Annotated in this window: 11 protein-coding genes; 3 read left to right on the top strand and 8 right to left on the bottom strand. The window is 70.9% G+C overall.

Annotated elements, in window-relative coordinates:
• Positions 1 to 40 precede the first annotated feature (40 nt).
• The 4 genes from FHG71_RS09605 to guaA form a co-directional block, all read right to left on the bottom strand.
• The gene (locus FHG71_RS09605) at positions 41 to 1249 is read right to left on the bottom strand and encodes an outer membrane protein transport protein (RefSeq protein ID WP_139081411.1); all 1209 of its coding nucleotides are present in this window, start codon (positions 1247 to 1249) and stop codon (positions 41 to 43) included.
• A gap of 76 nt (positions 1250 to 1325) precedes the next feature.
• Positions 1326 to 2216, bottom strand: a complete 891-nt coding sequence (locus FHG71_RS09600) for a DMT family transporter (RefSeq protein WP_342777510.1) — start codon at positions 2214 to 2216, stop codon at positions 1326 to 1328.
• Complete coding sequence (locus tag FHG71_RS09595) at positions 2213 to 3205, bottom strand: zinc-dependent alcohol dehydrogenase family protein (protein ID WP_139081410.1); 993 nt, start codon at positions 3203 to 3205, stop codon at positions 2213 to 2215. The genes FHG71_RS09600 and FHG71_RS09595 overlap by 4 nt, the downstream gene beginning before the upstream one ends.
• A 61-nt stretch (positions 3206 to 3266) precedes the next feature.
• Positions 3267 to 4850, bottom strand: a complete 1584-nt coding sequence (gene guaA / locus FHG71_RS09590) for a glutamine-hydrolyzing GMP synthase (protein ID WP_139081409.1) — start codon at positions 4848 to 4850, stop codon at positions 3267 to 3269.
• 135 nt (positions 4851 to 4985) lie between these two features.
• Between guaA and FHG71_RS09585 the strand changes: the two genes are divergently transcribed.
• Both FHG71_RS09585 and FHG71_RS09580 read left to right on the top strand, forming a co-directional pair.
• Positions 4986 to 6539, top strand: coding sequence for a trimethylamine methyltransferase family protein (locus tag FHG71_RS09585; RefSeq protein ID WP_139081408.1), 1554 nt, complete (start codon positions 4986 to 4988; stop codon positions 6537 to 6539).
• A gap of 500 nt (positions 6540 to 7039) precedes the next feature.
• Positions 7040 to 8077, top strand: coding sequence for a DUF6456 domain-containing protein (locus FHG71_RS09580; RefSeq protein WP_246045402.1), 1038 nt, complete (start codon positions 7040 to 7042; stop codon positions 8075 to 8077).
• A 4-nt stretch (positions 8078 to 8081) separates the two neighbouring features.
• On the opposite strand, the gene FHG71_RS09575 is transcribed toward FHG71_RS09580, so the two are convergent.
• Together FHG71_RS09575 and FHG71_RS09570 are read right to left on the bottom strand one after the other, a co-directional pair.
• Complete coding sequence (locus FHG71_RS09575) at positions 8082 to 8663, bottom strand: LysE family translocator (RefSeq protein WP_139081407.1); 582 nt, start codon at positions 8661 to 8663, stop codon at positions 8082 to 8084.
• Between the two features lie 110 nt (positions 8664 to 8773).
• Positions 8774 to 9499 (bottom strand): aquaporin, encoded by a 726-nt coding sequence (locus FHG71_RS09570; RefSeq protein ID WP_139081477.1) that lies wholly within the window; start codon positions 9497 to 9499, stop codon positions 8774 to 8776.
• Between the two features lie 111 nt (positions 9500 to 9610).
• Here FHG71_RS09570 and lipA point away from each other — a divergent pair, with 111 nt between their 5' ends.
• A complete protein-coding gene (gene lipA / locus FHG71_RS09565; protein WP_139081406.1) occupies positions 9611 to 10555 on the top strand; it encodes a lipoyl synthase in 945 nt (314 codons plus the stop codon).
• Between the two features lie 40 nt (positions 10556 to 10595).
• On the opposite strand, the gene FHG71_RS09560 is transcribed toward lipA, so the two are convergent.
• Both FHG71_RS09560 and FHG71_RS09555 read right to left on the bottom strand, forming a co-directional pair.
• Positions 10596 to 11621 carry a nucleoside hydrolase gene (locus FHG71_RS09560; protein ID WP_139081405.1) on the bottom strand — a complete coding sequence of 342 codons (1026 nt, stop codon included), beginning with the start codon at positions 11619 to 11621 and terminating at the stop codon, positions 10596 to 10598.
• A gap of 9 nt (positions 11622 to 11630) precedes the next feature.
• On the bottom strand, positions 11631 to 12563 hold the full coding sequence (locus FHG71_RS09555) for a cytochrome c (protein ID WP_139081404.1): 933 nt from the start codon (positions 12561 to 12563) through the stop codon (positions 11631 to 11633).
• Position 12564 lies beyond the last annotated feature (1 nt).

Here is a 12564-nt window from a genome sequence, read left to right as displayed (position 1 = left end):
TGCGGCGCAACCCGGATCGTGCGGGTCGCGCCGCAGAGCGTCAGAAGCGGTAGGCTGCCCTCAGGCCCAGCGACAAGGCGTCGTTGTCCTCGAACTCGGCGCCGATGCGCCGGGTCGACGCGTCGCCAAGCCGGGTGTAGCGGATGCCGCCGCCCAACTCGAGGTTGTCGGTGACGGCGTAGCTGGCCGCGAGCTGGATCCCGAGTTGGCCGTCGGTCGGCGCGAGGTTCGACGCGCCGATCCGGGGATCGGTGGGGTCGAAGTCCGAGAAGACCCCCGGCTCGTAGATCACGGCGGCCGAAGCCGAGAGCCGGTCGCTGAACCGCCGGCCCACGCCAAGGGTGTAGGTGACGTAATCGCCCTCGTAGCTGACGACCGGGTTGAAGTCGGTCGCCCCCAGCGCATAGCCCGGCACGCTGATCTCGGTTTCGGACCAGTCGGCCCAACGGATGGAGCCGAAGAGCAGGGTGTCGGCCGCGATGCCCGTCTGGAATTCGAGGTTGACGGACTGCGGCAGGGTGTAGGTGGTCGTGCCGGAGGTGGCGCCCGGGATCGCGGCCCCGCCGAAGGTCCGGGCGAAGGTGGTGTCGTGCGTGAACTCGGTCTCGCTCGAATAGGTGAGCGCCACGCGCAGGGCGATGTCGGGGCGCTCGTAGGCGGCGCCCAGGACGAAGCCCACGTCCGAGTCGGTGTCGAATTCCGCATCGTAGCTGAAGAGCGACGCGCCGGTCGGGATCTCGCCTGGGCCGACCGGCACGCCGGTGGGGCCGACCGGGATCAGAGTGTTTATGAGGAGGTCGGCATCCACCCGCACAAGGCGCGCGCCGCCGTGCAGGCTGAAGGCGTCATTGAATCGATAGCGGGCCAAGGCGGTGAGGCCGCTGCTCTCGAACTCGGCCCTGGAGCCGCCGATCGGATAGCCGAGGCCGGCGTCGCCATATTCCACGTCGGCTCCGAAGGGCTGGTCGAGGATCACCGCCACCGAGAGCCGGTCGTTGAGGTCCGTCTTGAACGACAGGGTGACCTGGGTGAAGTCGACCCCGACGTTGCCCGAATCTGTCGCCGCTCCGCTGAGCCGGTTGGTGTGGGTCCCCTGCACGTCGGGGCTCGTGAAGCCGAAGCTCAGCTCGGCCGTGGTGCCCTCGGCGAAGAGCGCCGTCACCGGCTGCCCGGTGCGGTCGAGCGCGCCGGCGTTCGCTAGGGATGTAGAAAGCAGCAAGGCCCCGAGGCCCGGCACGACCTTATTCATGACTCCTCCCGGCAGGATGTTCTTTGTTGGGCTTCAGCATCGCTCGACCAGAAGTTGCGTCAACGGAAACGCCGCGTCATGGACCCGCCGCAGCCTCCTCGGGGATGGGTCGCTGAAGGGTGAGAAGGTTGCCCCCGAGGATGAGCGCTGCGCCGATGAAGACGAGGATGTCCAGCGGCTCGCCATAGGCGGCCCAGCCCACGACGGCGATCACGGGAAGGCGGAGGAAGTCGAGCGGCATCACGACAGAGGCGGGCGCGGCACCCAGGGCGCTCGTCAGGCACAGATGGGCGACAAGGCCCGAGACGCCGATGAGCAGGAGCCAGGGCAGGTGGGCGGCGGTCGGCAAAGGAACCTCGCCGTCCCAGCCAGCCGTGATCGCCGCGAGCACGAATTGGAGCAGGTTCAGCCAGAATAGGATGCCGATGACGGGCTGCGTCCGGGTGAGCTTCTTGGTCATGATGGAGGTGGCGGCGAAGCAAACGGCGCAGGCCGCCGCCGCCGCGATGCCGGGATGCAGGTCGCCGAAGTCGGGCCGCGCCACGATCAGCACGCCCGCGAAGCCCAGCGCACCTGCCACGAGGCCCCGCCCGGTCAGACGCTCGCCCAGTGCAAGTGGTGCGAGAAGGATCACCCATAGCGGCGTCGTGAACTCCAGCGCGAAGACCTGCGCGAGCGGCAGGACGGTCAGGGCGTAGAACCAGAGGTTCTGCCCGGTGAAGTGGATGACGTTCCGCAGCCCGTGGAAGGGCAGGCGGTGCGGCCGGGCCTCGACCAGCCGCCCCGACGCCGCGAGGAGCGCCGTCACGATCAGCACGCCGAGGCCACTGCGATAAAGCATGATCTCGAAGGTGTCGAAATCGGCGCTGACCGCCCGGCCTGCGACCGCCAGCAGGGAGAAGCTGGCGATGGCGCCCGTCATCCAGAGCGCGGCGACCGCCGTGCCGCTGCGGGGCACGGCGGTCACGCCGTCACCATTACCTTGACCTCCGTCGGTCCAGGCTTGGCGTGAAGGATCGCCGGGATCTCCTCTCGCCCGACCTCGCGCGTGACCAGCGGATCGGTCCGCACTGCGCCCGAGGCGAGGAGGCCGATGGCGCGAGCCTGCGTGAAGGGGTTCACGAAGGCCATGCGCAGGTCCACCTCGCGTACCAGGAGGTCGAAGGGCTCGATGGCGATCTGCTCGCCTTGCGCAAGCACGCCCACGATCACCACGCGCCCGCCCCGGCCGGCCAGCTGCGGCGCCTCGGTCATCGTCTCGGCCACGCCCGCGCATTCGAGCACCACGTCGGCCCCGCGCGGCCAGAGCGCGCGCGCCTCAACGGGTGACGCGACCGCGTGCTGCGCGCCCACGTCGCCCCCGATCCGCTGTCGGGCGGGCGAGCGGGTCAGGAGCAGGACCTCGGCCCCGGCAAGGCGGGCGAGCTGGACGCAGAGAAGCCCGATCACCCCGCCGCCGATGACGATGGCTCGCTCGCCGGGCCGGATCGCCGCGATGTCCAGGGCATGGACGCAGCAGGCCAGGGGCTCGGAAAAGGCGGCGGCGCGCAGGCCCATGCCTTCGGGAAGGGGAATGGCGCGGTGGGCGGGGATGCCGCTGAGTTCGGCGAAGCCGCCGTCGCGCTGGATGCCCACGGCCACGAGGTTCTCGCAGAGGTTGATCCGGCCCCGCAGGCAGGACGGGCAGGCGCCGCAGGCGATGTTGGGGTCGCAGGCCACGCGGTCGCCGACCCTGTGGGTCGTGACGCCCTCGCCTATGGCGACCACGGTGCCCGCGAACTCGTGGCCCAGCACGACCGGCGGGCGGCTCGGGAACTCGCCCCAGAGGATGTGGCGGTCGGTCCCGCAGACGCCGGCATGGGCGACCTTCACGACCACCTCGCCCCGCGCGGGCGAAGGCTCGGGGATGCCGCCCAGCTCGACCCGCCCCACCTCCATGAACCTGACCGCCTGCATCTGCCGTCCTCCCTGTTGGCGAAGGGAGGCAATCACGGGGCGGTGCGGGACGCCAGAGGCTCTATTCGAGCTCGATGGTGCCCGGCGGCTTGGAGGTGCAGTCGTAGAAGACCCGGTTGACTCCCCGCACTTCGTTGATGATGCGGGTCGCGGTCTCGCCCAGGAACCCGTGGGTGAACGGGTAGTAGTCGGCGGTCATGCCGTCCACGGAGGTCACCGCCCGGAGCGCCAGAGCGTAGTCGTAGGTCCGCCCGTCGCCCATCACGCCCACGGTCCGCATCGGCAGGATGGCCGCGAAGGCCTGCCAGATCTCGTCGTAGAGCCCGTGCTTCCGGATCTGGTCGATGTAGACCGCGTCCGCCTCGCGCAGGATCGCCAGCTTCTCGCGAGTCACCGCGCCGGGGCAGCGGATCGCGAGGCCGGGACCCGGGAAGGGGTGGCGGCCGATGAAGGACTCGGGCAGTCCCAACTCGCGGCCCAGTTGCCGGACCTCGTCCTTGAACAACTCCCGCAGGGGCTCGACGAGCTTGAGGCCCATCTTCTCGGGCAGGCCGCCCACGTTGTGGTGGCTCTTGATGGTGACCGATGGGCCGCCGGAGAAGCTGACCGACTCGATCACGTCCGGGTAGAGCGTGCCCTGGGCCAGGTACTCGGCCCCGCCCACGGCCTTGGCGTGCTCCTGGAACACGTCGATGAACAGACGGCCAATGGTCTTGCGCTTGGCCTCGGGGTCGTCGAGCCCTTCGAGCGCGGTCAGGAAGCGCTCGGATTCGTCGGCGTGGACCAGCGGGATGTTGTAGTGGTCGCGGAACATACTCACGACCTGCTCGGCCTCGCCCTTGCGCAGCAGGCCGTGGTCCACGAAGACGCAGGTGAGCTGATCGCCGATGGCCTCGTGGATCAGGACGGCGGCCACCGAGGAGTCGACGCCGCCTGAAAGGCCGCAGATCACCTTGGAGTCGCCCACCTGCTCCCGGATCTTGCGGATGGCCTCGTCGCGGTAGCCAGCCATGGTCCAGTCGCCCCGGAAGCCCGCGAGGCGCAGGAAGTTGTGGTAGAGTGTCCGGCCGTTCGGGGTGTGGTGGACCTCGGGGTGGAACTGGACGGCGTAGAAGTGCCGGTCCGGATCCGCCGTGATCGCGAAGGGGGCGTTGGGCGAGGTGCCGTAGACGCGGAAGCCGGGAGCGATGCGGCTCACGTGGTCGCCGTGGCTCATCCAGACCTCTTCGCGGCCCTCCAGGAACCAGCCCTTGAGGATGTCGAGCGTGTCGTCCGTGGGCGTCACGAAGGCGCGGCCGAACTCGGCGGTGCCGTGGCCCGACTCCACCTTGCCGCCCAGCATGTGCATCATCGCCTGCTGGCCGTAGCAGATGCCCAGCACCGGCACGCCCAGCTCGAAGACGTCGGGGGGCGGCAGCGGCGCGCCCTCGGCGAAGACCGAGGCGGGGCCGCCCGACAGGATCACCGCCTGGGGGGCGAAATCCCGGATGAACGCGGGCGTGACCGCGTTGAAGGGGTGGATCTCGCAATAAACGTTCAGCTCGCGCAGGCGGCGGGCGATCAGTTGCGTGACCTGGCTGCCGAAGTCGATGATCAGCAGGCGCTGGTGGTCCGGGGCGGCGATCTGGGCGGTGTCAAGGGTCATGGGGCGGGCCTTAGGACGAAGGGCGCAGCGGCGCAAGCGTCGCGGATGTCGCTTTTGGGCGCGAAGGGGCGCATCCTCCTTCCGCCCGCGCGGGTTGCCCCGGTATGAGGCGGAAAAGCCGTAGGAGGGTGCATCATGGCTGACGTGGCCGAAGCTGGAACGGGTCGCCGGTCGCGGGGTGGCGGCGGAGCCGCCCGCCGGGCCGAGCGGACCGCCGTGAGCGTGGAGACCGCCCGCTTCATCGAGCGCAACATCCCGAACTTCGAGGTCCTGAACGAAGAGGCTCTCCAGATCATCGAGCACAACGCCGAGACGGTGCTGGAGGAGATCGGGGTCAACTTCGTCGAGAACCCGGAAGCGCTGGAGCGCTGGAAGGACGCGGGCGCCGACGTGCAGGGCGAGCGGGTGCGCATCCCGCGGGGGCTGGCGCGCCAGCTTTGCGCGACCGCGCCCAAGACCTTCACGCAGCACGCGCGGAACCCGGAGCGGAACGTGGAGATCGGCGGGCGCAACCTCGTGCTGGCTCCGGTCTACGGGCCTCCCTTCGTGCGCGACGCCGAAGGCGGCCGCCGCTACGCGACCATCGAGGACTTCCGCAACTTCGTGAAGCTCGGCTACATGTCCAAGTGGCTGCACCACTCGGGTGGGACGGTGTGCGAGCCCACCGATGTTGCGGTGAACAAGCGCCACCTCGACATGCTGCACGCGCACATGACGCTGTCGGACAAGCCGTTCATGGGCTCGGTCACGGCGCCGGAGCGGGCGCAGGATTCGGTGGACATGGCGTCGCTGCTGTTCGGGGCGGACTTCGTCCAGAACAACACGGTGATGACCTCTCTCATCAACATCAACTCGCCGCTCACGTTCGACGGCATCATGATGGGCGCCCTCGAGGTCTATGCCCGGAACAACCAGGCGGCCATCGTCAGCCCCTTCATCGTGGGCGGGGCCATGGCGCCCGTCACCGTGGGCGGCACCCTGACGCAGGTGCTGGCCGAGATCCTGGCGGGCGTGAGCTACAGCCAGCTCATCCGCAAGGGCGCCCCCGTGATCGCCGGGGCCTTCGTGACCTCGATCGACATGAACTCGGGCGCGCCGACCTTCGGGACGCCGGAGGCCAGCCACATCACCTATGGCGCGGGCCAGCTCGTCCGTCGCCTGGGCCTGCCCTACCGGAGCGCCGGGGGCTTCTGCGGCTCCAAGCTGCCCGACGCTCAGGCGGCCTACGAATCGGCCAACAGCCTCAACATGGGCCTCATGTCGGGTGTGAACTTCATGCTCCACGCCTGCGGCTGGCTGGAGGGGGGCCTCGTGTCCTCCTACGAGAAGTTCGTCATGGACGCAGACCAGCTCGGGGCGCTTCACCACTTCGCCAAGGGCGTCGCTCTCGATGCGAACGGGCAGGGGATGGACGCCATCCGCGAGGTCGGGCCCGGCGGGCACTATCTCGGCTGCGAGCATACCCAGGCCAACTTCAAGGACGCCTTCTGGCGGTCGGACCTGCTCGACTACAAGCCCTTCGAGACCTGGGAGGAGGAGGGCGCCCGCGACACGCAGGCGCTCGCGTCGGCCCGCGTCCGTCGCCTGCTGGAAACCTACCGTCAGCCGGAGCTCGACGCGGGGATCCGCGAGTCGCTCGACGACTATGTCGCCCGCAAGAAGGCGAGCGTCCCGGACGCGTTCCTCTGACAGCATCCGCCTCCAGCGGATCGGAAGCCGCGCGCCCGGACAGCGCGCGGACGGCCACACCATGGGACGGCAGGCGTCCCGCACCTCGGGCTGGTGATGCTCCTGCGGGTTGGCGGGGTCCGCCTTCCACCAGGCGCGGGACCGCGCCGCCCAGTCGATGCCCCAGCGGGGACGGCGCGGCCGCGGGCGCCGCAGACGATTGTTAACACTGCCGTAACCATTTCCCTCGGGCCCGGCTGCGGTCGGCCGGGCCTGCGCCGAGCGCGGCGAATCGCGTCCTTCCCCGGTTTCCTGCATTTTCAGCCCTCTCGTGTCCGCCCATGTGTGGGACCAACAGTTTGCCACGAAGCGCGCAGGTGTTGCGTGAAGTCGGGGGGGACCGTTCGGTGCTGTCAGGGATCGTTAGGATTCTCGCAACCAGTCTTTGCCCGAACCGGCGCGCCGCGCGCGGCTGGAACGAACGTGCCGGCAACGGCCGCAACTGAGGGCGGGACACGCGAATGACGAAAAGCAAGGGAACGGCGCAACGGAGAACCGAGACGCCGCGCGGCGACCGGGAGGGCCTGCCCGGATGGGTGCCGGAGGCCGCGGCCCATTACCTGGCGCATACCGAGAAGGGCCAGGGCATCCGGGCGCTGGCGCGCGAGGCGCGGGTGGCGCCCTCGACGGTGTCGCGGCGCGTGCGGCGGGTCGAGTCGCTGCGGGACGATCCGCTGGTCGATTCGGCGCTCGAGTCGCTCACGGCGGGCGGGACCGAGCGAGAGGACGAAGAGGCGCTGGCGCGCGAGGCCCTGCCGGTGCTGCGCCGGCTGGCCGAGTCGGGAACGGTGCTGGCGGTGGCGCGCGACATGGAAAAGGGCGTGCTGGTGCGCGACGTGCCGGACGGCGAGCCGACGCGCCTCGCGGTGGTGGAGAGGCGGCTCGCCGAGGCGATGGCGCTGCGCGACTGGATCGGGGGCGGGCTGCCCGAGGCGCGCATCCAGCGCTACCGGATCTCTCCGGCTGGCCGGGCGCTCCTGCGGCGGATGGTGGACGGGGGGCGGCCCGCGGGCTTTGCCGAGGCGCAGGCGGGGTTCGCGTTCGAGAGCGAGGACGCGCGGCTTCGGCACGCGCGGTCGATGCTGGGGGAGAGCCCGCTCCTGATCCTGTCACGGCGGCGGGACGGCGACGGGCGTCCGTTCCTGCCGCGCGACCTGATCGCGGCCGGGGAGCGGCTGCGCGAGGATTTCGAGATCGCGCAGGAGGCCGAGGTGGCAGCGGACTGGGAGGGCTGGCTGTTGCGGGTGCCCCGGATCGACGAGGTGCCGCGCCCGCTGACCGCCGGGCCCGAAGCCGCGCGGCGGAGGATCGAGCGGGCGCTGGCGGACCTGGGACCGGGGCTCGCGGATGTGGCGCTGCGCTGCTGCTGCCTGCTGGAGGGGCTGGAACAGGTGGAGCGGCGGCACGGCTGGTCGGCGCGGTCGGGCAAGGTGGTGCTGCGGATCGCGCTCGAGCGGCTTCAGCAGCATTACCGCGCCGAGGCGGGGGTGATCGGCTAGGGGCTCAGGCGAGGCCCGCGACACGCCCGAGCAGGTAGACGGCCAGGGCGCCGAGCCAGACCGAGGCGGCGCGGCGCCAGCCCTGCGGCATGCCGGTCCCGCGCGCGCCGGCCCGGCGCAGGAGCGCGCCCAGCGCCGCCCAAGCCATGGCGACGGCGACGATCTCGGCGGCGAAGAGGCCGAGGTTCAGGAGGAGGCGCGCGCCGTCGGCCGCGGGAAGCAGCACGAGGCCGAAGATCAGGGCCTTGGGGTTCAGGAGCGTGGTGACGAGGACGCGCCGGCCGGTGACGCTGGGCGCGCCCGTGCGCGCGGCCGGCACGCGCCACATCGAGAGCGCAAGCCAGGCCACCCAGACCGCCGCCAGGAGCGTGATGGCCGTGCGTGCCGCTGGCTGGGCGTCGAGGAGCCGCGCCCCCAGGAGGGCGAGCGGGAGCGTGATCGCGAGATACCCGCCCAGTTCGGCGGGGATCAGGCGCACGGCGCGCGTCCAGCCGCGCTCGGCCCCGGCGATGGCGAGGAGCGTGTTGGTGGGTCCCGGCGTGAGCAGCAGGACGAGGATGGCGAGGGCGGTCTCGACGGGCGGCATGGCGACTCCTGGCCGGGTGGGAATGACCGGTCGCGGGACCGCGGGTCAACAGCCCAGGCGGGGCTGCGACGATGCGCGCGGCGCCCCGGGTGGGCGCCGCGCGTCGGAGGTCAGGCGATGTCGGGCTGGGCCTTGACCATGTCGGCGGGCTTCTCGTCGGCCGAGGTCCAGCCGGCGGCGAAGAGCGCCCCGGCGGCGGCGGCCCCCGCGAGCGGCGCCACGATGAAGAGCCACAGGTCCGCGAGCGCCCCTGTCCCGGCGAAGAGCGCGGGGCCGATGGAGCGGGCAGGGTTCACCGAGACACCGGTGATGTTGATGCCCACCATGTGGATCGCCGCGAGCGTCAGCCCGATGGCGAGCCCCGCGAAGGCCCCTGGCGAGGCGGCCTGCGTGGCGCCCAGGATCACCGTCACGAAGAGGAAGGTGGCGAGCGCCTCGAAGACGAAGGCCGCGCCCCAGGAATACTGTCCCAGGTAGCCCGTGCCGTAGCCGTTCTGGCCGAGACCGTTCTCGGCCAGCGACCACGTCGCCGTGCCCGAGGCGATGAGCCAGATCGCGAGCGCCGCGACGATCGCGCCGAGGACCTGGGCCGCCGCGTAGCGGAGCGCCTCGGCCATGGTCATGCGGCCGGCCATCACCATCCCGAAGGAGACGGCCGGGTTGAGATGGGCCCCCGAGATCGGGCCCAGCGAATAGGCGGCGGCGACGATCGACAGGCCGAAGGCGAAGGAGATGCCGAGCATCCCGATCTGTTCGCCCATGAAGACGGCCGCTCCGCAACCGAAGAAGACGAGGATGAAGGTGCCGATGGCCTCGGCAACCATTTTCTTTGACATTGGACTCATTGTTCCCTCCACTGGCGGGCCGGTTCGCTGGTCCTGCTGGTAAAGGTGGCCCGGTCCGCTTATCTTGAAATGGAACCGATTGACCCTGAGGAAAGGGGCACGATGCGCGACCTCAAGATCCCGGGAGAACGGCACCCGGAGAAGGCCCACCGCCCCGATCAGGAGCAGCCCCGCAAGCCGTCGTGGATCCGTGTGAAGGCGCCCACGAGTGCCGGCTACCGCGAGACCTCGCGCATCATGCGCGAGCATCGGCTGACCACGGTCTGCGAGGAGGCGGGCTGCCCCAACGTCGGCGAATGCTGGGGGCAGGGGCACGCGACCATGATGATCATGGGCGAGATCTGCACCCGGGGCTGCACCTTCTGCAACGTCGCCACGGGGCGGCCGCAGGCGCTGGACGCATTCGAGCCTGGGCGGGTGGCGGACGCGGTGCAGAAGCTGGGCCTGAGCCATGTCGTGGTGACGAGCGTGGACCGCGACGATCTGTCGGACGGCGGGGCCGAGCACTTCGCCATGACGATCCGGGCGATCCGGAGGCGCAGCCCGGCGACCACCATCGAGGTGCTGGTGCCCGACTTCCTCAAGTGCGGGCCCGAGGCGCTGGAGATGGTGATCGCGGCGCGGCCGGACGTGTTCAACCACAACCTTGAAACCGTGCCCGGGCTCTACCCCGAGGTGCGGCCGGGCGCCCGCTATTTCCACTCGCTGCGGCTTCTCCAGCGCGCCAAGGAAATCTGGCCGGGCGCCTTCACCAAGTCTGGGATCATGGTGGGGCTGGGCGAGGACCGGCAGGCGGTGCTGCAGGTCATGGACGACATGCGCGCGGCGGACGTCGATTTCCTGACGATCGGCCAGTATCTCCAGCCCTCGCCCAAGCATCACCGGGTGGACCGCTTCGTGACGCCCGACGAGTTCGCGGACTACGAGCGTACGGCTCGGGGCAAGGGATTCCTGATGGTCTCGGCAAGCCCGCTCACGCGGTCGAGCTACCATGCGGGCGATGACTTCGCGAAGCTGCAGGCGGCGCGGGAGGCGAAGCTGGCGTGATGCTGGGGCGGGCCGAGGCCCGCCCGCGCACCTTTCGGGCTCAGGTCCCGAACCGCGCTTTGGCGATGCGGTCGGCGATGAAGTCGGCCACGGCCTCGCTGCGGGCGCCGGTGGCGACCTGGACCGGTGGGCGGCCTTCCCAGCCCGGCGGGGGCGTCGGGCGGCGGCGTGTCTGCGGCCAGGTCTTGCCGCGGCCGATGCCGGACAGCTCCACGCGGATGGGCCAGTCCTCGGTGTCGAAGAGGTCGGGCACGAGCAGGAGCGCCAGCGCCGCCGGGTCGTGGGCGGCCACGCCGTCGATGTCGTTGAAGTCCTTGTAGAACTGCCGGTAGAGCGGCACGGCGCGGGCGAGAAGGTCGTGCGCCGGGGTGCCGCCCGAGCCGATGGCGTCGAGATGGGCGGGGCCCAGGACGATCCCGTCGGTCACGTCGAGCCCGACCATCGCCACCGGCCAGTCGAAGCCCATGACGATGTCGGCGGCTTCGGGATCGTTGTGGATGTTGGCCTCGGCGCCCGGCGTGATGTTGCCGGGGGACAGGGCGTTGCCGCCCATGACCACGACGCGGGCGACCTGCCGCGCGGCCTCGGGGTGGACGCGGGCGAAGAGCGCGATGTTGGTGAGCGGCCCCACGGCCAGGAGCGTGACCTCGCCCGGCGCGGCCAGCACCTCGCGGCGCAGCAGCTCGACAGCGGACAGGTCCGGGGGACGGTCGTCCTCGGACGCGCGGGCGACGTTGCCGTCGCCCAGGCCGTCCTTGCCGTGGATGAAGGGCACGCCGCCGCCGAAGCGCCCGACCAGCGGCCCGTGGGCCCCCTTCGCCACCGGCAGGTCGGGCCGCCCGCCCGCGCGCAGCAGCGTGCGGGCGTTGCGGGTGGTCACGTCCACCGGGGCGTTGCCGAAGACCGTGCTGAGGCCCAGCAGTTCCACCTCGGGCGAGGCGAGCGCCAGCATCACCGCCACGGCGTCGTCCACGCCGGGATCGCAGTCGAGCACGAGCTTCATCGTCTTGGGGTCTCCTTCCGTAGTCGGGCGACGGTCCTCGCCCGGCCCGGAGCTGTCAAGCACGCCGGAACGTCACTCCTCGGCGGTGGAATCGCCGGTGCCGGGCTCGGGCGCGGGCGACTCGATCGGCGGGACGGCCTTGAGGTAGGCCGCGATGGCCTGCCGGTCGGCGTCGGAGAGCTGGCTCGTGTTGCGGACCACCTCGGCCATCTCGCCGCCCACGACGTCGAACTCGGGCGTGAAGCCGGACTGGAGCATGGCGACGATCTCGCCCTCGGACCACTGGAGGCCCGCCGGGGTGATGTTCGGGTTCTGCCCGTCCCCCGCCGGATCGGGCGCGCCCGAGAGCCAGGCGTCGGTGCGCAGGCCGCCCAGGGGATTGCGAGGCGTGTGGCACTCGCCGCAATGACCCAGCGCCTCGACCAGGTAGCGGCCGCGCTCCTGCTCGGGCGTGAGGTCGGCCTGGAGGACGAAGTCGCGGTTCTCGAAGAGGAGCTTCCAGCCGCCGAGGCTGCGGCGGATGTTGAAGGGGAAGGGCACCTCGTGGGGCAGGCTCTCCGCCTCCGAGGGCGGGAGCGTGCGCAGATGGGCCACGAGATCGGCGAGGTCCTGGAGGTCGGCCTTGTTGTAGGCGGTCCAGGGGAAGGCCGGGTAGTAATGCTGCCCCTCGGGCGAGACGCCGCGCGCGATCGCGTTGATGAGCTGCGCGTCGGTCCAGTTGCCAACGCCTTGCGGCGAAGGCGAGATGTTGGGTGCCACGAAGGTTCCAAACTGGGTGACGAAGCGCTGGCCGCCTGCCAGCACGGGAGGGCCGGCCGACTCGTCCTCGGGCGCGAGATGGCAGGACGCGCAGCCCGCGGCGGCGAAGACCGCCTGCCCGCGGGTCGCGTCGCCGGTCAGTCCCGCCAGTTCGGATTCGGGAATGGGATCGGGCGCCGTGAGCCACCATGCCACGCCCCCGCCCACGGCGGCGAGGAGGACCAATGCGGTCAGCGCCCGACGCATC

This window comes from Rubellimicrobium roseum (assembly GCF_006152145.1).
Lineage (GTDB): Bacteria > Pseudomonadota > Alphaproteobacteria > Rhodobacterales > Rhodobacteraceae > Rubellimicrobium > Rubellimicrobium roseum.
This window is presented reverse-complemented; position numbering and strand designations above follow the sequence as displayed.

Bases quoted from the DNA above. Each gene is read 5' to 3' on its own strand.
- FHG71_RS09575 (WP_139081407.1), bottom strand. From the start codon at position 8,663: ATGCCGCCCGTCGAGACCGCCCTCGCCATCCTCGTCCTGCTGCTCACG.
- FHG71_RS09570 (WP_139081477.1), bottom strand. From the start codon at position 9,499: ATGTCAAAGAAAATGGTTGCCGAGGCCATCGGCACCTTCATCCTCGTC.
- FHG71_RS09580 (WP_246045402.1), top strand. From the start codon at position 7,040: ATGACGAAAAGCAAGGGAACGGCGCAACGGAGAACCGAGACGCCGCGC.
- FHG71_RS09555 (WP_139081404.1), bottom strand. From the start codon at position 12,563: ATGCGTCGGGCGCTGACCGCATTGGTCCTCCTCGCCGCCGTGGGCGGG.
- guaA (WP_139081409.1), bottom strand. From the start codon at position 4,850: ATGACCCTTGACACCGCCCAGATCGCCGCCCCGGACCACCAGCGCCTG.
- FHG71_RS09585 (WP_139081408.1), top strand. From the start codon at position 4,986: ATGGCTGACGTGGCCGAAGCTGGAACGGGTCGCCGGTCGCGGGGTGGC.
- lipA (WP_139081406.1), top strand. From the start codon at position 9,611: ATGCGCGACCTCAAGATCCCGGGAGAACGGCACCCGGAGAAGGCCCAC.
- FHG71_RS09605 (WP_139081411.1), bottom strand. From the start codon at position 1,249: ATGAATAAGGTCGTGCCGGGCCTCGGGGCCTTGCTGCTTTCTACATCC.
- FHG71_RS09595 (WP_139081410.1), bottom strand. From the start codon at position 3,205: ATGCAGGCGGTCAGGTTCATGGAGGTGGGGCGGGTCGAGCTGGGCGGC.